The sequence below is a fragment of the Cytobacillus sp. EB106-05-05-XG126 genome (assembly GCF_058791715.1).
This window is the reverse complement of record NZ_JBYTDU010000001.1, coordinates 1,339,216-1,357,015: the sequence shown is the minus strand read 5'-3', so window position 1 is coordinate 1,357,015 and position 17,800 is coordinate 1,339,216. Positions and strand designations below refer to the sequence as shown.

The window sequence follows — 17,800 nt, the reverse complement described above, 5'->3', positions numbered from 1 at the left end:
TTGTGGAATAAGTGCCTATCTATAGCCGCAATCTAAAAATGTACATAAAATCGAAGGATGAGGTACACATCATGACAGGAATTCTATTAGCCCTCATTGCAGCGGTTTCATGGGGCAGTATTGTATTTGTCAGCAATAAGCTTGGCGGGGACGAAGACAGCCAGACGCTTGGCACGACAATAGGAGCCCTATTATTTGCCATTGCGGTCTATCTTTTCAAGAGACCGGAACTGTCCAATATCGTTTGGGCAGTCGGCTTTATTTCTGGTTTGTTCTGGTCGATTGGGCAGAAAAATCAGTTTGGGGCAGTCCGCTATTTGGGGGTTGCCAAGACTGCTCCGATGTCCACAGGTCTGCAGCTTATTGGAACAACTTTTTTTGGAGTATTCATTTTTAAAGAATGGGAAACAAGGATGAGCATTATCATCGGAGTCACCTCTCTGGTCTGCATTATTGCCGGTGCTGTTCTGACTTCCTTGAAACAGGGGGATGACAAGGAACAGGGAAAAAGTCTCAAGAAAGGCCTGCTTGTACTCCTATTATCGACAGCAGGCTTTGTCGGGTATGTTGTACTAATCCGCTGGTTTGAAATTGACGGCTGGTCTGCCATCCTGCCGCAGGCAATTGGAATGGTAACTGGAGCATTCCTCATAACCCTCCGCCGCAGGCCATATAACAAATATGCAGTCCGTAATATCATGACGGGGCTGATTTGGAGCACCGGGAATCTGGGATTGCTGCTTTCCCTTCCGAAGATCGGCGTGGCAACCAGCTTTTCACTTTCTCAGACTGGAATTGTCATATCGACCATTGGCGGGCTTTTCTTCTTAAATGAGCGGAAAAGCAAAAAACAGGTGTTTATGGTTCTCCTTGGCTGTTTGTTTATTATTGCAGGGGGAGTATTGCTCGGCTTTACGAAAAAATAAGGGAGTGATCTTATGTATCCAAGTCTTGAAGGAAAAGTTGTAGTCATTACCGGCGGAGCGACCGGGCTCGGGAAGGCAATGGCTGAACGTTTCGGTACTGAAAAAGCAAAGGTAGTCATCAACTATTTTAATGAAGAACAGGAAGTGCAGGGGATTATGGAAACGATTGAGAAAGCCGGCGGCAGTGCCTCTGCCATCCAGGGGGATGTTACAAAGGAAGAGGATATTAAAAGAATGATTGCACATGCCATTAAAACGTTCGGTTCTCTCGACGTCATGATCAATAACGCGGGAATCGAAAATGAAGTTCCATCTGAAGAACTTACCCTGGAGGATTGGAATAAAGTGATTTCAACGAATTTAACGGGACAATTTCTAGGCTGCCGTGAAGCGATTGACTACATGCTGGAAAACAAAATAAAAGGCTCGATCATTAATATGTCATCTGTTCATCAGGAAATCCCATGGCCTCATTTTGTTCATTATGCAGCAAGTAAAGGCGGAGTTAAATTGATGACTGAGACACTTGCGCTTGAGTTTGCCCCGCAAGGTATCCGGGTGAACTGCATTGCCCCTGGTGCTATTGATACACCCATTAATGCGGAAAAATTGGCAGATCCTGAATTGAAGAAAGGTGTGGTTGAGCTGATTCCCATGGGCTACATCGGCAAGCCGGAAGAAATAGCAGCTTGTGCAGTATGGCTGGCATCCACTGAAGCAAGCTATGTCACCGGAATGACCTTGTATGCTGATGGCGGTATGACGCAATATCCGGGATTTCAGGCTGGCAAAGGATGAATGGAAAGCTCTTCTCATTTGAGAGGGGCTTTTTTTAGGCAGGTAACGGAACTTTTAGTGCACAGCGGTAAAAAGATAGACATAAAAAATCCGGCCGCTTAAAAAGGGCCGGACCTGAAGGGGTAAAGAAAAAGGGCTTTATGATGTTTCGGTACATTTATATTGTAAAGCGCAAATGTTAACAAACTGTGACCGGGATGCGGACAAATTATTAAATATACCTTTTGGATTAAAGATTGTTAAGGACACGGAAATGATACATACAGCGAGAACCTATAATTAGCAGTGGCAGCTAAAAAGGCAGGAACGCTATTCCCTGCCTTACAGTCATTTATTTCCTTTTTTGAGCCTTCATTTTGTTCGCTTCCAGTTCAGCAGCATACTCTTCGTATGTTTTACCCTGCTTCTGGCTCTCAGATTGAATTTTTTTGAACTTGTTATCATTAAGATTCGGCATGTCTCCACCTCCCCTGGACAAGAATATTTTTTACAAAGGCATGAACATTATTCCGACGAAATTAATTAAGTACATTACTCAAAAAGGTTTCATTTCCATTTTTATGGGTATGATAACCAGGCAATCTATTTTGAAAGTAAATACAATAATTAACATTTGAAGTAAATTCAGGTATAAATTTTTAAATCATAGGAAAAATAGGGTCATTCATTTTTAGGAGGTTAGATTGTGGCAGATAACAAAGATATGAATACAGAAAATGAGCAGAATGTTAGCCGTGAGACACTGACAACTCGGCAGGGGCATCCTGTTACGGATAACCAAAACATTCGCACGATAGGCAATCGGGGACCTGCTACTTTGGAAAATTATCATTTCATTGAGAAGATCTCCCATTTTGACAGGGAAGAGGTTCCAGAGCGTGTGGTGCACGCAAGAGGAGCAGGCGCATTCGGTTACTTTGAAACGTACGGAAAAGTGGGCGATGAGCCGGTTGAGAAGTATACACGTGCCAAGGTCTTCTCTGGTGCAGGGAAGAGGACGCCATTAATGGTCCGCTTTTCAACTGTGGCAGGTGCGAAGGATTCACCCGAAACAGCACGTGATCCTAGAGGTTTTGCCGTAAAAATGTATACTGAGGACGGAAACTGGGATTTGGTCGGTAATAACCTTAAAATATTCTTTATCCGTGATGCGATGAAATTCCCTGACATGATTCACGCATTCAAGCCTGATCCTGTTTCAAACGTGTCAAATCCCGAGCGGATGTTTGACTTTGTTTCCAGGACACCAGAGGCCACACATATGATTACATTCCTGTTTTCACCTTGGGGAATACCCGCTACATACCGTCACATGCAGGGATCCGGTGTCAATACCTATAAATGGGTGAATGAAAAAGGGGAAGCTGTACTGGTGAAATATCATTGGGAACCAAAACAGGGTATCCGCAACCTGACACAGGAAGAGGCAAGCGAGATTCAGGCTAAAAATGTCGGACATGCTACACAGGATTTATTTGAGGCGATTAAACGGGGAGATTATCCGGAATGGGAGCTTTTTGTACAGATCATGGAGGATGATTACCATCCAGAATTGGATTTTGATCCCCTTGATGATACCAAGCTTTGGCCGGAGGATCAGTTTCCTTGGCTTCCTGTTGGCCGCATGGTGCTTGATCGCAATCCAGTGGATTACCATGCAGAAATTGAACAGGCGGCTTTTGGAACGGGAGTACTTGTTGATGGAATGGATTTTTCCGATGATAAGATGCTTCAAGGCCGGACTTTCTCATATTCCGATACACAGCGTTATCGAGTAGGAGCGAACTATCTGAAATTGCCGGTTAACGCTCCGAAAGCGCCCGTACGTACGAATCAGCAGCGCGGCCAAATGGATATTCGGGACTCGAAAGAGGCAGGAGATAATCCGCATATTAACTACGAGCCTTCAATGAAGGGCGGCTTTAAGGAAGCACCTGAAGAAGCGCGCATCCCGCATCGGCCAACTTATAATGCGGCTGCCATGAGCGCACCGATCGATCGGCCAAATAATTACGGCCAGGCCGGCCATACTTACAGGAGCTTTGATGACTGGGAGCGAGATGAACTGATCAAGAACCTGTCTGAAGCTTTAGCGGTATGCGACAAACGGATTCAGGATGCTATGTTTGAGCATTTCACACAAGCTGATGAAGACTATGGCCGCCGTGTCAAGGAAGAAACCGGGAAAGTCATGAAAGAGATCCAGGGGATGAGCGGGGAAGAACAAATTCCAGGCCGTGACGCTGGAAGATCTAAATATGGCCAGGGTTCAATCGCTGAAAACCAGGCATCAAAAGAAGCGGTTGAGAAAAGCCATGAAACGGATCCGTATTAATAGCAAACATGGACTGTCCAAAAGTCAGCAATACTGACTGCAGGGCAGTTCTTTTTTTTTAATTTGCTTCTTTTTTTATGGCAGATAGGACTTCTTCCCGGTTCTATAGAATAATCTTCTAAACTATATAACCAGAGGTGCCGAATGAAACCAATTATTGGAGTTACATCAAATTTAGATGATCATACCCTTTCCGTTTCAATGGATAATATCCATTCATTATTAAACGCAGGGGCCGTTCCAGTTGTTGTGCCTAATTTGCTGGATGATGAGAAAGTCGAAAAATTGGCTGAAACGCTTGATGGGCTGCTGCTTACTGGCGGGGGGGGACATCGACCCAACACTATTTGGTGAAGAACCCCATCAAAAGCTGGGCAGTATTTGCCCGGAAAGAGATGTATTCGAAATCAGCATGATTCAAAAAGTGCTTGCTCAAAATAAACCAATCTTAGCCATATGCAGGGGCTGCCAAATCCTCAGTATTGCTCTTGGGGGTGATATGTATCAGGACATCTTTTCCCAAATGGGCGTACCTTTGCTGCAGCATGGCCAAAAAGCCCCCCGCTGGCATGCGACTCACTTTGTGAATGTAAAAAGAGATTCTCTCCTCCACAAAGTTACTGGAATGCAAAGCTTTAAAGTAAACAGCTATCATCATCAGGCTGTCCGCAAAATGCCTGAAAACTTTGAGGTATGTGCAGAGGCGAGTGATGGGGTTATTGAGGCTTTTGAGAGTACAAAGCATCGCTTTGCATTAGGAGTACAGTGGCACCCTGAATGCATGACACAAAAGAATGATGACCCTTCAAATGCTATATTTGATGCATTTGTTAAGGCTTGCTCACAATAGCTCCAGAAGTAAAAAGCCGTCGCAATTCTCAAATTTGCGACGGCCGTTTCACTGCCCTTCCTCCAGATAAATCTCCGCACCGGCGATAAACTCCCGGACCGCAAAGGATAAGTACTTATCCTTTTTCCAAATCATCCCTAGCTCTAAATTTACAGCAGATTCAGAGATGGGCAGAACCACTAGGTCATTGCAGTTTATATTTTGACAGATTTTGCTTGGCAGCATGGTGACTCCCAGTTTTCCTTCAACCATTCCCAGCAGGAAGTCCTTTTGCGAGCTTTCACAGACAATATTAGGCTGAAAGCCGCTGTTTAAACATTCCTCAATAATCAGATCATAGAGGGTGAAATCTTTCCGATAGAGGATGAAAGGCTCTTTGGCTAATTCTGAAAAATGCACTTCTTTTTTTGAAGCAAGCCTATGTTCCCGGTGGATAATGAGCATTAAGGGATCCCTTAGGACATTGATTATTTCAAAACCGCTTCCATGGGAGGGGACCGTGCAAATCAGGCCAATATCCAATGTGCCATCTTCCACCCCTTTTTTTATTTTCTTCGTGCCGACTTCTGTTAATTTAATTTCGATCAATGGGAACTTTTCTTTATATTGGCTGATAAGCTTCGAAAAGAAGGCTGCGCCGACTATGGGAGGTATGCCAATTTTGATTTCACCGCCCTTCAGCTCCATTAAATCTGTTAACTCCAATGTCAGGTTCTGAAATGCGTCCAGCACTTTTTTCGCATTGATTAACACGGCTTTTCCTGCATCCGTTAATTCAAGCTGCTTCGATGACCTGTAAAATAGCGGCACTCCCAGTTCGCCTTCGAGATTTTTAATGGCTTTGCTGATGGAAGGCTGGGTGACATGCAGGGTCTGGGATGCTTTTGTAAAGCTTAAGTGCTGGGCTACCTCAGCAAAATATTCTAAATGCCTGATATCCAATTACTGCACTCCTCTCGTATAACCAAAAGGCATAAGGATTATAGATTATATGTATTTCATTTATGGATGCCGTTCATTATATAATAATCTACAACAAATACTGAAAATTAACAATATTCAATAAGGGGAGATGGATAGAATGGATTTGCAGAAGGAATCTTTACTGCTTCATGAGAAGTTTCAAGGGAAGTTAACGGTCGATGTAAAAATGCCGCTGAACAGCATGAGGGATTTAAGCTTAGCCTATTCCCCAGGAGTGGCAGAGCCTTGCCGAAGAATCCATGACCAGCCTGAGAAGGTCTATGATTATACAATAAAAGGAAACTTAATCGCTGTGATTTCTGACGGCACATCTGTTTTGGGACTTGGCGATATTGGCCCTGAAGCCTCCATGCCTGTTATGGAAGGGAAGGCTGCATTATTTAAAGCTTTTGCAGGGATTGATGCCGTTCCAATTTGCCTTGATACGAAGGATCCCGAAGAAATCATTAAAACAGTCAGGCTGCTGCAGCCTTCCTTTGGAGGCATTAACCTGGAGGACATCGCGGCACCCAATTGCTTTTATATTGAAGAACGGCTGAAGCAGGAAATGAATATCCCCGTTTTTCATGATGACCAGCATGGAACAGCGATTGTGACAGCAGCAGGGTTAATCAATGCGCTGAAGCTTGCCGGCAAAAAAATGGATGAAATCAAAATCGTAATCAATGGAGCGGGTGCGGCAGGAATTGCAATTATCAAGCTGCTCCTTAATATGGGAGCAAAAGAAATCATCATGTGTGATACAAAGGGAGCGATTTATGAAGGAAGGCAGGAGCGAATGAACCCTGTCAAAGAGTCTGTCGCGAAAATCACCAATCCAGGAAAACGTAAAGGACCTCTTGAGGATGTTATCATAGGCGCCGATGTGTTCATCGGGGTTTCCTCTGCCGGTGCCTTAACAAAGGAAATGGTCGAGACGATGAGTCAGAATTCCATTATTTTTGCCATGGCTAATCCAATTCCTGAGATCATGCCGGATGAGGCGAAAGCGGCAGGCGCTAAAGTCGTTGGAACAGGAAGATCCGATTTGCCGAATCAGGTGAATAATGTCCTCGCATTCCCTGGAATTTTCCGAGGGGCCCTGGACGTCAGAGCAACTGAAATTAATGAAGAAATGAAAATGGCAGCTGTCGAAGCGATTGCGGGATTAATCGATGCTACAGACCTGACACCTGATTATGTTATTCCAGGGCCGCTTGACAGCCGGATTGTTCCTGCAGTAAGGGATGCAGTAATAAAAGCAGCACAGGAAACAGGTGCAGCCCAAATCGAAATTATACAGAACCAAATAATAAGTCAATAGAATGAAATTAATATGCTTAGGCATGTTCAAGTGAAATCCATCATAGTATCCAAAATATAAAGCTGCAGATTTTGCCAATGGGATTGAATTTATCAACTTCGTCACTTGAATTTATTTAAAGGGGAGACTGATGCCGATGAAAGTATACGAAGTAATTGAGACGCAGGAAATGTTCCGTGGTGAAATCATCGAAAACTATTACGTTATTTATGAGCAAACAGAAAACAAAGTCTTTGAAAATCGAAACAATTATATGTTTCAACAGGAAAGATTTTTAGAAGAGACCGTTAATATTTTTATAGGAAACCCGCATTCCACCTTAAAGAAAGTAAAAACCTATCCCATTCGGCATCTTGCATTCGGGGATATCCGCGAAGCAATCAGAAAAGACTTTCCGGACCTCTTTAAGAACCTGAAAAGTTATCCCGCTTAAACACTGGCAGCCTCCAATGCAGGAGGCTGTCTTTTCATTGGATTCTTAGGATTGGAAATGTTTCCTGTCTATCTGTATGATAGTATAACAGCTAAAAAGAAAACGCGGGCAGGACCGTTTTTCAGAAATTTGTTAAGGGAATAATTCAGATGTAAACAAATTAATGGGGTGGAGCAATGATTCAGTTTGACAATGTGTCGAAACAGTATCGGGATGGTACCAAAGCTGTAGATTCAATCAATTTACATATAAAAGAAGGCGAGTTCTTCGTAATTATTGGTCCGAGCGGTTCCGGGAAAACCACCGTTCTGAAGATGATTAATAGGCTGATTCCTTTGACATCAGGCACGATTTTCATAAATGGCAAACGGATCAGTGACTATGACATTCATGAGCTCCGCTGGAATATAGGCTATGTCCTTCAGCAGATTGCCCTTTTTCCTCATATGACAATTGGGGAAAATATCGCAATCGTACCGGAGCTAAAGAACTGGGAGCAGGTGAAAATTAAAGAACGGATTGATGAGTTATTGGAAATGGTCGGATTGGAGCCTGACATATACCGGAGCCGAAAGCCGCATGAACTTTCAGGAGGGCAGCAGCAAAGAGTGGGCGTAACAAGAGCACTGGCAGCCAATCCGCCCATCATCCTGATGGATGAGCCTTTTAGTGCACTGGATCCCATTAGCAGGGAAAAGCTTCAGGATGACCTAATCAGCCTTCAGAAAAAAATAAAGAAAACCATTGTGTTTGTTACACACGATATGAAGGAAGCCTTAAAGCTCGGCGACCGCATTTGTGTCATGAAGGACGGGGAAGTCGTCCAAATTGGCACACCTGAAGAACTGCTTGCGCATCCGGAAAACGAATTTGTCAGGCAGTTCGTAGGGGAAGAACAGGGGCCTTATATAGAGGGGTTTAATCTTCATGACATCCTTCTGCCGATTTCAGAAACAGAAGAGAGCATGGCAGTCCTTCCAGCCTCGGCTTCACTCAAAGAAACGCTTAGCTTATTGGCCGCTAATAATGAACTTGCTGTGGAAGAGGACGGGGAAATCATTGGACTGGTCAACAGGCAGGCTGTTATTCGTAAATTGGCAGGCAGCATGCAAAGAGAGGTGAAGTCATGAACACCCTCAGCTCAGTTTTTAGTGAAAGAAAAGGCCAATTAGCAAGTGTGCTGATTGAACATATCCAGATTTCGCTAATTGCGTTATTTTTTGCAGTCCTGATTGCCATCCCGCTTGGAATCTATCTTACAAAAAAGCAAAAAATCGCAGAAGGAATCATTGGTGTAACAGCCGTATTGCAGACCATACCTTCATTAGCGCTGCTTGGGCTATTGATCCCCTTATTTGGAATTGGAAAAGTGCCTGCCATTATCGCATTAGTCGTATATGCCCTCCTGCCCATTTTGAGAAATACATATACAGGCATAAAGGAAGTGGACGATTCTATTATCGAAGCGGCAAGGGCAATGGGGATGAACAGGCGCAAAAGGCTTATGAAGGTAGAGCTTCCTCTTGCCATGCCAGTCATTATGGCCGGGATCCGTACCGCGATGGTTTTAATAGTCGGAACAGCCACTCTTGCAGCCTTAATTGGAGCAGGCGGTTTAGGAGAATTGATTCTCCTGGGAATTGACCGGAACAACACGGCCCTGATTATACTTGGGGCCATCCCTGCAGCCATATTGGCAATCCTTTTTGATATGCTGCTGCGCCGGTTTGAGCAAATGTCATTTAAAAAATCGCTCACAGCACTTGGAGTATTCATTGGTGCGATGATATTAGTTATGGCGATTCCTCTATTGGCAAATCAACCGGAAGAGAAGATTGTCATCGGCGGGAAACTTGGTTCAGAACCGGAAATCCTGATCAATATGTACAAATTGCTGATTGAAAATGAAACCGATCTTAATGTCGAGTTAAAACCAGGGTTAGGAAAAACATCATTCGTCTTCAATGCTCTGAAGTCTGGCAGTATTGATGTGTATCCTGAGTTTACCGGTACAGCTATTGCGGAATTTTTAAAAGAGACAGCGGTAAGCACAGACTCCGGTCAGGTATATGAGCAGGCGAGAAAAGGAATGAAGGAACAATTCAGCATGGAGCTGCTAGAACCGATGGCTTACAATAATACGTATGCTTTGGCAGTGCCTGAGAAACTGGCTGAAGAGTATGAACTGCAATCAATTTCAGATCTAAAATCAGTCGAGCAAAACATAAAAGCCGGCTTCACCCTTGAATTCTCAGATCGGGAAGATGGCTATCGTGGCATCCAGAAGCTATATGGCGTAGAATTTCCAACTGTTTTAACCATGGAGCCTAAACTGCGCTATGGAGCAATCGAAAAAGGTGAAATCAACCTGGTGGATGCTTATTCTACAGATAGCGAAATTGCCAGATACAACCTCACTGTCCTGGAGGATGACAAACATCTGTTTCCGCCATATCAGGGCGCCCCGCTGTTGAGAGAAGAAACCGCTGAAAACCATCCGGAGCTGGTTAAAGCTTTAAACAAGCTGGATGGAAAGATCAGCGATGATGAAATGCGTGAAATGAACTACAAAGTAAATGTTGATGGTGTGAGTCCTGAAGAAACAGCAAGGGAGTATCTTAAGAAGGAAGGATTGCTGAAATAAACTGCACAAACAGGGAAAGTTATCGAGTAAAAACAATAGCACTTTCATTTCGGCAGTCCCATTTTTGTAAATGGGGCTGCTTTTTTGGTTCTGCACTTCTATTGTCTCGATTTATCCTTTTCCTGTGATAAATGCCATTGATCTGGTAACACTCTAAGGCCATTTCTCCATTTCCCGGTAAATCCACACTTGTCCAAGACATGTGCCCCTGCGTTTTTCATACTTTCGCATAGTCTATTAAAAAGCGAAATGAGGTGTAAAAACGATGGGGTTTAATGTAAGTGGCTTTAAAAGGATAACCCCGGTTAATGGGTTTGACAAAACCAATCCCGATAATGCCATGCAGAACAATTACGCATGGTCTGTTGCCGAGTTTGGAGAGTATCTTTATGTTGGGACAGGCCGTAATATAGTCTACTCGGTCCTTTCGAGCGGAGCTATTTTTGGCGATATCGAAGTGCCTGAGGAATTGACTCCAAAGAATCCTGACTTTAGCGGTGAAATCTGGCGTTATAAGAAGGATGGCTGCGGGGAATGGGAACGCGTCTTTAAAGAACCTTCTCTTGGAATAGTTGGCTTCCGATTTATGATCTCCTATAAATCACCTTCTGGAGAAGAGGCTTTATATGCGGGCTGTGCAACTTTTAGTCCAAACCTGCTTGTTTTGAAATATACAGATGAAAAAGGGTGGCGTCCCCTGCCAAGCTTATTGCAGGGCGGATCAACGAGAACAATGGTGGTTCATAACAATAAACTTTTCTTGGCCGCGCTTCCAGGAAACGAGCTTCAGGTCTCCAATACGTTGCTTTATGTGAGCGAAGATCCCGAACAAAATGGCTGGGAGCAAATTGATCTGTCAGGGGATCCGGATAAAAATCCTCAGGGTAATGGAATTATTATGTCGAGCTTTAATAATAGATTGTATATTGGGACAGCCCTTCCGGAAGGCTTCCAGTTATGGCGATCCGAAGATGAGAATCCTAGGGCAGACAGATGGGTAAAGGTTGTTGACAAAGGAGCAGGCGATGCAAGGAATGAGGTGCCATTAAGCCTCGAAATCTTTAAAGGATATCTATACCTTGGTACAGCCGTTTATTTTGGCATTTTTAGCCTTGATCCGAATGATCGGCTAGTAACACCAAAGGGCTTTGACTTAATTCGAATCAATAAAAATGATCAATGGGAATTGGTCATTGGAAGCAAGCCTGTTGAACAATCGAACCCTGAAACCGGGAGAAGAGGTACGGCCATAAGCGGAATTCCATCGGGATTTGGCAATATTGCCAATGGCTATTGCTGGCAGCTGAAAGAATATAATGGCTGGCTGTATCTTGGAACCTGGGACTGGACAGACCTTATACCGCCGCTTTTGCCCGAGGTGCTGAAAAGCTTATGGAGTGAGAATCCACTATTGCGTTTACTGCCGATCGAATGTATATCTGATCTTTTCTTTGCCTTGATTTCTCCAGCAACCCGCTTGACATTTGGGTTTAGCCTGTGGAAGTCGCCAGATGGCATTCACTGGTTTCCCGTGACGATTAACGGACTCGGAAATCCGAAAAATTATGGATGCCGGAATCTGTTTGTCTCTGAAAATGGCAATCTCTATTTGGGCACTGCCAATCCGTTTGAGGGCTGCGAGGTTTGGGTGAAAGAGAAAAAGAACTGTCTGGATCCGCTTAAGGATATGCTTGGGAAAGGATAAACCTGACCTGAAATGCTGAACATCACACTGTTTTAAAATAAAATAATTGCAAAAGGCCGGAGCATCTGATTCCTGGCCTTTTGCTGTATTAAGATCATACTCTCTTTCATAAATTCTTCTTAAACAGAACAAAAAATAAAGGAGAGTATGATTGTGAAACATGAAATGCAAAAAGCAACGTTGCTCGCTGAAAATATTAATGACTTTCTGACATTCCTGAATAAAAATCTCGAAAAAAATATCTTCTATATGGATACCGGCAAATTAAGACAAATCAAACTGATTGCTGAAGACTTTAAGTTTCATATCCTCGCAGATGAGCTGATCAGAATCAACCGTTTCGTCTGGGATCCAAAGTACACAAATTATTTGGTGAATCAATTTTTAAAAGGTCTCATAATAATTGATGAATATGTACAAAGAAACTATAACAGCCTGTTTATGGTGACGGGGAGATTATATACATTGAAGAATTTAAGTTCATTATTCAGCAAAGATTAAACAGACAGAGCTGTTCCTGGTTTAATGAATCCGAAGAGTTTCATGTTGGAAGGAAATATTGCCTCTCTTAATTTATCACTATTTGGATTATAATAGTTAAAGTTTATTCTTTTACTTTAAACAATTAGGGGTATGAAAAATGGAGAAGCACAAGATCTTAAGAATTCTGGAAAAAGAATTAGTGGTTGCCCTTGGATGTACGGAACCTGTCGCGATCGCACTCGCTGCAGCAACTGCAAAGAGCCATGCTAAAGGGGAAATAAAAGAGCTATGCTTAAAAGCGAGCGGAAACATCATCAAAAATGCTAAATCAGTCGGAATTCCGGGCATGAGTTCCTATGGTCTTGATTTCGCAGCGGCAATTGGCGCTGTGGCAGGGGACCCTGCAAGAAAGCTGGAAGTATTAGAGGGAGTAGGGCCTGAAGATGAGCTGCTGGCTCTTAAACTTATTAAAGAAGGAAAAGTAACTTCCCTGCAGGCGGAGTCACCGAAAAGGCTTTATATCGAAACTGTATTAAAAACTGATATCCACACTTCCAGAGTCGTAATCTCTGATAACCACAGCAATATTACTTTAATTGAGGTTGATGGAGAAGTTATCTACCAGGGTGGATGTGAAAATATAGGAATCCAATCTGAAGAAGATGAATTAATTGCACTCTCCATTGATGAAATATATGAATGGGTGCTTAGTGCGGAAATCAGTTCCTTATCACTTGTAAAAAAGAGTATTGAGCTCAATCGGATCATTGGAATGGAAGGCCTATCAGGTGAATACGGCCTAAAGGTAGGGAAAACGATAAAAAGGAATGTGGAAATGGGGATTTTGTCGGATGATATTGCCACTGCTGCAATGTCTTTGGCTGCAGCTGGGTCAGATGCGAGAATGGCAGGCTCCACATTGCCTGTTATGGCAAACACCGGAAGCGGCAACCAGGGAATCGCAGTCACTCTTCCAGTTGTTGCTGCTGCAGAAAGACTTAAGGTTACAAATGAAAAAATGATTCGGGCAGTGGCACTCAGCCATCTGATAACCATTCATATTAAATCCAAATTTGGCCGGCTTTCTGCATTATGCGGTGTAACTGCTGCAGGAATGGGGGCAAGTGCAGCCATCGTATATTTGCTTGATGGACAGCTTCACCAAATCAAAGCAGCCATTCAAAACACAATCGGGAATGTTTCTGGAATGATCTGTGACGGAGCTAAAGCAGGCTGTGCCATGAAAGTGTCTACCTGTTCTAATGTAGCTGTGCAGTCTGCCCTTCTTGCACTCAACGATCAGGAAATCAAATCAACCGATGGATTTATTCACGATGATGTTGAAAAAAGTATCGAGAGTTTCTGTAAATTAGGAAATGAAGGAACCCGTCATACGGATGAGCTGATATTGAAATTAATGATGGAGAAATAAACAGCTCAAAGAGGCCCCTTTCTTTAAGAAAAGGGCCTTTTGGTGCGGTAAATGAACATGTGTGAATTACGAAATCATCCCTCGTCGAAACATCTCCGCAATTGCCTGTGTCCGGTTTTGTGCTCCCAGTTTCCTGATAGCTGTTTTAATATACTGGTTGATGGTGACTTCACTGATAAACATGGAATCGGCCATTTCCTTTATGCTTTCTCCCCAGGAAATCCTCTTCATGACCTCCATTTCTCTTCTGCTTAATAACCGGGCATCTTCTTTTCCTTCTGTTTTTTCAAGAGTTTTTCCAATGTGCTGACCAAACTGTGTATAAGAGGAAAGCTGCTGATCAGAAATTTTTCCCTGTTCGTCAAATTCGTTTGTGCAAATATAGCCGATAGGGACTGCACCAAAGCAAATGGGGATAGCAAGGAAGGAGTTGACATTGGAAGTAGTTATGTATTTGATGTTTATTTGCTTGAGGTATTCGATTCCCGAACAATATTTAGCTTTTCTTTCATAGAGGGCAGAGTAAATGAGCGGCAATGAACGAACATCATCCCTGATATCTCTAATATGTATTAATCCGTGGCATGTAATAGCGATGATACCTTCACCAATAAAGCCTAAAGGTGAATAACGAAATAAATAGGCGTTTTTAACAGGAAAAATGTTCATATAAACCTCTAAAATTTTATACAGTTTCTCCTCATGACTCTCGATATCTTCTAAATTATGGATATTATCCAAAATGGTAGATTCTATTGCCATATTAACACCTTCCTTATAGGGATATTATATATAGAAAATTATGAATATTCAATACAAATGAATGATAGTAAGCTTTAGTTATAGTTAAAAATTATAAGTATTGGAGAGGAGGAACTTATTAAAAAGGAAAATGTAATCGCTTTCATAAAAATTAATATCATGAGGAGGAAGAAAGTATGTCATCATTTCAAAAATCGAACTCTCTCACGGATTTTGATGCTGTTGTCGTAGGGGCTGGTTTTTCTGGATTGTATATGCTGCATCGTTTGCGGGAGGCCGGTTTTTCCACCCGGGTATTTGAAGCAGGCGATAATGTCGGCGGTACATGGTATTGGAATCGTTATCCCGGCGCAAGATGCGATGTTGAAAGCATCTACTATAATTACACTTTTTCTGAGGAACTACTGAAAGAATGGAGCTGGTCGGCAAAATACGCCGAACAGCCTGAAATATTAAGCTACATAAACTATGTAGCAGATAAGTTTGATCTGCGGCGTGATGTGAAATTCAATACAAGGGTGCAGTCCGCACAATATGATGAAAAGAAAAATAGGTGGGACGTACAATTAAATAATGGTGAGAAGGTTTCTGCACAATATTTTATTACAGCTGTAGGTTGCTTGTCAGCGTCCAATGTACCTAAATTTAAAGGGCTGGAAAACTTTAAAGGCGAATGGCATCATACCGGGCACTGGCCGCATGAAGGAGTGGATTTCACAGGGAAGCGGGTTGGCATCATTGGCACAGGGTCCAGCGGTATCCAGGCAATTCCTGTTATTGCAAAAGAAGCCGGGCATTTGACCGTATTCCAGCGGACCCCGCAATACAGCAGCCCGGCCAGGAATACGCCGAATGATCCTGAACATCTGAAAAATATACGGAAAAATTACGGGGATATCAGAGTAAAAATGCGCCATTCCATAACCGGTATACCGGAGGAGCCAAGAAATGTTTCCGTTTTTGACGAAACTCCTGAAGAAAGGCAAAAAGTTTTCGAGGAAGCCTGGAAAGAAGGAGGACTTCTTAAGCTATCTTACGCATATAATGACTTGTCCATCTCATCGGAAGCGAATGAGATTGTGGCTGAATTCATTCGCTCTAAAATCCGCGAAACAGTTAAAAATCCTGAAGTTGCGGAAAAACTCCTTCCGAGGTTCTATTATGGCACTAAACGCACCATCATAGATACAGATTATTTTGAGACCTATAACCGGGATAACGTATCGCTGGTGGATGTAAAAAAGGCACCGATTCAGGAGATTACCGAAACAGGCGTTAAGACTGCAGATAATGAATATGGGTTTGACATGATTGTGTTTGCCACAGGATTTGATGCGATGACTGGACCGCTGTTTAAGATGGATATTCGCGGGAAAAACGGCGTCTCCCTCAAAGAAAAATGGGCAGGCGGCTCACAAACCCGAACCTACCTTGGCCTCGGCACAGCAGGTTTCCCGAATATGTTCATGCTGACTGGACCAGAGAGTCCGTCCGTATTGAGCAATATGATGGTTTCAATTGAGCAGCATGTGGAGTGGGTATTTGATTGCATCAGCTATATGAGGGAACAAAATCAGGCTGTCATTGAAGTCAAAGAAGAGTCGGAAAATACATGGAGCAAGCACTGCCGTGAAATCGCCGATCAAACTTTGTTTACCAAAACAGAATCCTGGTACATGGGTGCCAATATCGAAGGAAAAGCCCGCGGCTTTCAAATCTATCTTGGCGGTGTAGGAACCTACCGGAAGATTTGTGATGAAGTCGCCGAAAAAGGCTACGAAGGTTTTATCCTGACAGCACCTGAAAAAACTGCCGTTAATTAGTGGGTATAGATTGGGCAGGAATAAATTCTGCCCTGTCTATAAATATATTAATAGGGGGAAAATAATTATGGCATTAGATCCGCAGGCAAAATTTTTATTGGAACAGATGGAGGCAGCAGGAGCTCCTCCGATGAGCCAGCTATCACCGGAGGAAGCCCGCCTTACCACAGATTTCAGTGCTCTCGCTGGAGAGCCGGAGGAAGTAGGGAAGATTGAAAATAAAAAAATTGCTGCACCTGGAGGAGAAATCCCTGTCCGAATATATACTCCTAAAGGAGAAGGTCCATTTCCTGCGCTGGTATACTATCATGGGGGCGGCTGGGTAATTGGTGACCTTGAGACAGTTGATGTTCCTTGCAGACTGTTAACGAATTTGGCGAATTGCGTGGTCGTTTCGGTAGATTACAGACTTGCACCAGAGCATAAATTTCCTGCTGCTGCGGATGATTCGTACGCTGCAGCCAAGTGGGCAGCTGAAAATGCGGCATCCATTGGTGTTGATCCAAGCCGTATTGCCGTCGGCGGCGACAGTGCAGGAGGAAACCTTGCAGCCGTTGTGGCTCTTATGGCAAGAGACAAGCGTGAAATCTCAATTGCCTATCAGATGCTGATCTATCCAGTAACTAACCATTCTTATGCAACAGAATCCTATACTGAAAATGCAGACGGCTACCTGTTAACGAAAGACAGCATGGAATGGTTCTGGAATCATTATTTGCGGAATGAAGAGGATGGAAAAAATCCATATGCCTCTCCTCTGCAGGCAAAAGACCTAAGCGGATTGCCGCCTGCATTGGTGTTAACTGGAGAATTTGACCCGCTGCGCGATGAAGGTGAAGCCTATGCTGAGCGTTTAAAAGAAGCCGGCGTTCCGGTTGAAGCCAAACGATATGACGGCATGATCCATGGATTCTTCTGGATGCCGGGTGTACTGGAGCAGGGAAGAAAGTCAATTGAGCAGGCGGCAGATGCGTTAAACCGTGTGTTCCAGGGCAGTGTCGCTTCAAAATAATAGATATTTAGATTGGACACTTCTGATTGGGAGTGTCTTTTTTTTGTTCGCTTCTTAAATTAATTACTTGCTAGATATCTTGAAGCGTTCATAGCAACTATAAGGGAAAGAAAATGGTAGCCATGGTTTATGAAGCCGAAAATATAAGCGAGGAAAAGAAAATGGTCACCATAAAGAATTCATGAAGACGAAAATGGAAGGGAGGAAAGGAAAACGGTCGTCATGAAGCATTCATGAAGCCGAAAATATAAGCGAGGAAAAGAAAATGGTCACCATAAAGAATTCATGAAGACGAAAATGGAAGGGAGGA

At 43.2% G+C, this 17,800-nt stretch carries 15 protein-coding genes and 1 pseudogene; 13 read left to right on the top strand and 3 right to left on the bottom strand.

Annotated features, from left to right (window positions below):
• Positions 1–71: 71 nt before the first annotated feature.
• Entirely contained in the window at positions 72–926 is an 855-nt protein-coding gene (locus AC3WTL_RS06765) for a GRP family sugar transporter (protein ID WP_222496868.1), read from the top strand.
• Between the two features lie 12 nt (positions 927–938).
• Positions 939–1,724 carry a glucose-1-dehydrogenase gene (locus AC3WTL_RS06760; protein WP_197246242.1) on the top strand — a complete coding sequence of 262 codons (786 nt, stop codon included), beginning with the start codon at positions 939–941 and terminating at the stop codon, positions 1,722–1,724.
• Positions 1,725–2,055: 331 nt separating this feature from the next.
• Here the strand turns inward: AC3WTL_RS06760 and AC3WTL_RS06755 are convergent, their stop codons facing one another.
• Positions 2,056–2,181: a hypothetical protein gene (locus AC3WTL_RS06755; protein WP_258549827.1), complete on the bottom strand. Its 126-nt coding sequence runs from the start codon at positions 2,179–2,181 to the stop codon at positions 2,056–2,058.
• A gap of 228 nt (positions 2,182–2,409) precedes the next feature.
• On the opposite strand from AC3WTL_RS06755, the gene AC3WTL_RS06750 reads away from it, so the two are divergent.
• Both AC3WTL_RS06750 and AC3WTL_RS06745 read left to right on the top strand, forming a co-directional pair.
• Positions 2,410–4,059, top strand: coding sequence for a catalase (locus AC3WTL_RS06750; protein ID WP_197215002.1), 1,650 nt, complete (start codon positions 2,410–2,412; stop codon positions 4,057–4,059).
• A gap of 144 nt (positions 4,060–4,203) precedes the next feature.
• Positions 4,204–4,909, top strand: a pseudogene (locus tag AC3WTL_RS06745) (gamma-glutamyl-gamma-aminobutyrate hydrolase family protein).
• A 48-nt stretch (positions 4,910–4,957) separates the two neighbouring features.
• On the opposite strand, the gene AC3WTL_RS06740 reads toward AC3WTL_RS06745, so the two are convergent.
• On the bottom strand, positions 4,958–5,851 hold the full coding sequence (locus AC3WTL_RS06740; protein WP_197215004.1) for a LysR family transcriptional regulator: 894 nt from the start codon (positions 5,849–5,851) through the stop codon (positions 4,958–4,960).
• A gap of 139 nt (positions 5,852–5,990) precedes the next feature.
• On the opposite strand from AC3WTL_RS06740, the gene AC3WTL_RS06735 reads away from it, so the two are divergent.
• The 7 genes from AC3WTL_RS06735 (at position 5,991) to AC3WTL_RS06705 (ending at position 13,893) form a co-directional block, all read left to right on the top strand.
• Positions 5,991–7,196 (top strand): NAD(P)-dependent malic enzyme, encoded by a 1,206-nt coding sequence (locus AC3WTL_RS06735; protein WP_197246234.1) that lies wholly within the window; start codon positions 5,991–5,993, stop codon positions 7,194–7,196.
• 130 nt (positions 7,197–7,326) lie between these two features.
• On the top strand, positions 7,327–7,629 hold the full coding sequence (locus AC3WTL_RS06730; RefSeq protein ID WP_492369237.1) for a hypothetical protein: 303 nt from the start codon (positions 7,327–7,329) through the stop codon (positions 7,627–7,629).
• Between the two features lie 176 nt (positions 7,630–7,805).
• The gene (locus tag AC3WTL_RS06725) at positions 7,806–8,759 is read left to right on the top strand and encodes an ABC transporter ATP-binding protein (RefSeq protein WP_197246232.1); all 954 of its coding nucleotides are present in this window, start codon (positions 7,806–7,808) and stop codon (positions 8,757–8,759) included.
• Positions 8,756–10,273, top strand: coding sequence for an osmoprotectant update ABC transporter permease/substrate-binding subunit OpuFB (gene opuFB, locus AC3WTL_RS06720; RefSeq protein ID WP_492369236.1), 1,518 nt, complete (start codon positions 8,756–8,758; stop codon positions 10,271–10,273). Before AC3WTL_RS06725 ends, opuFB begins: the two co-directional genes overlap by 4 nt.
• A 265-nt stretch (positions 10,274–10,538) precedes the next feature.
• On the top strand, positions 10,539–11,978 hold the full coding sequence (locus AC3WTL_RS06715; RefSeq protein ID WP_492369235.1) for a Kelch repeat-containing protein: 1,440 nt from the start codon (positions 10,539–10,541) through the stop codon (positions 11,976–11,978).
• A 153-nt stretch (positions 11,979–12,131) separates the two neighbouring features.
• Positions 12,132–12,479: a hypothetical protein gene (locus tag AC3WTL_RS06710; protein WP_492369234.1), complete on the top strand. Its 348-nt coding sequence runs from the start codon at positions 12,132–12,134 to the stop codon at positions 12,477–12,479.
• Positions 12,480–12,618: 139 nt separating this feature from the next.
• On the top strand, positions 12,619–13,893 hold the full coding sequence (locus AC3WTL_RS06705; RefSeq protein WP_197246224.1) for an L-cysteine desulfidase family protein: 1,275 nt from the start codon (positions 12,619–12,621) through the stop codon (positions 13,891–13,893).
• Positions 13,894–13,959: 66 nt separating this feature from the next.
• Here the strand turns inward: AC3WTL_RS06705 and AC3WTL_RS06700 are convergent, their stop codons facing one another.
• Positions 13,960–14,655, bottom strand: coding sequence for a response regulator transcription factor (locus tag AC3WTL_RS06700; protein WP_197246222.1), 696 nt, complete (start codon positions 14,653–14,655; stop codon positions 13,960–13,962).
• A gap of 176 nt (positions 14,656–14,831) precedes the next feature.
• Here AC3WTL_RS06700 and AC3WTL_RS06695 point away from each other — a divergent pair, with 176 nt between their 5' ends.
• On the top strand, positions 14,832–16,478 hold the full coding sequence (locus AC3WTL_RS06695) for a flavin-containing monooxygenase (RefSeq protein WP_492369233.1): 1,647 nt from the start codon (positions 14,832–14,834) through the stop codon (positions 16,476–16,478).
• 67 nt (positions 16,479–16,545) lie between these two features.
• Positions 16,546–17,490, top strand: coding sequence for a LipP1 family hormone-sensitive lipase (lipP1, locus tag AC3WTL_RS06690; protein WP_492369232.1), 945 nt, complete (start codon positions 16,546–16,548; stop codon positions 17,488–17,490).
• Positions 17,491–17,800 lie beyond the last annotated feature (310 nt).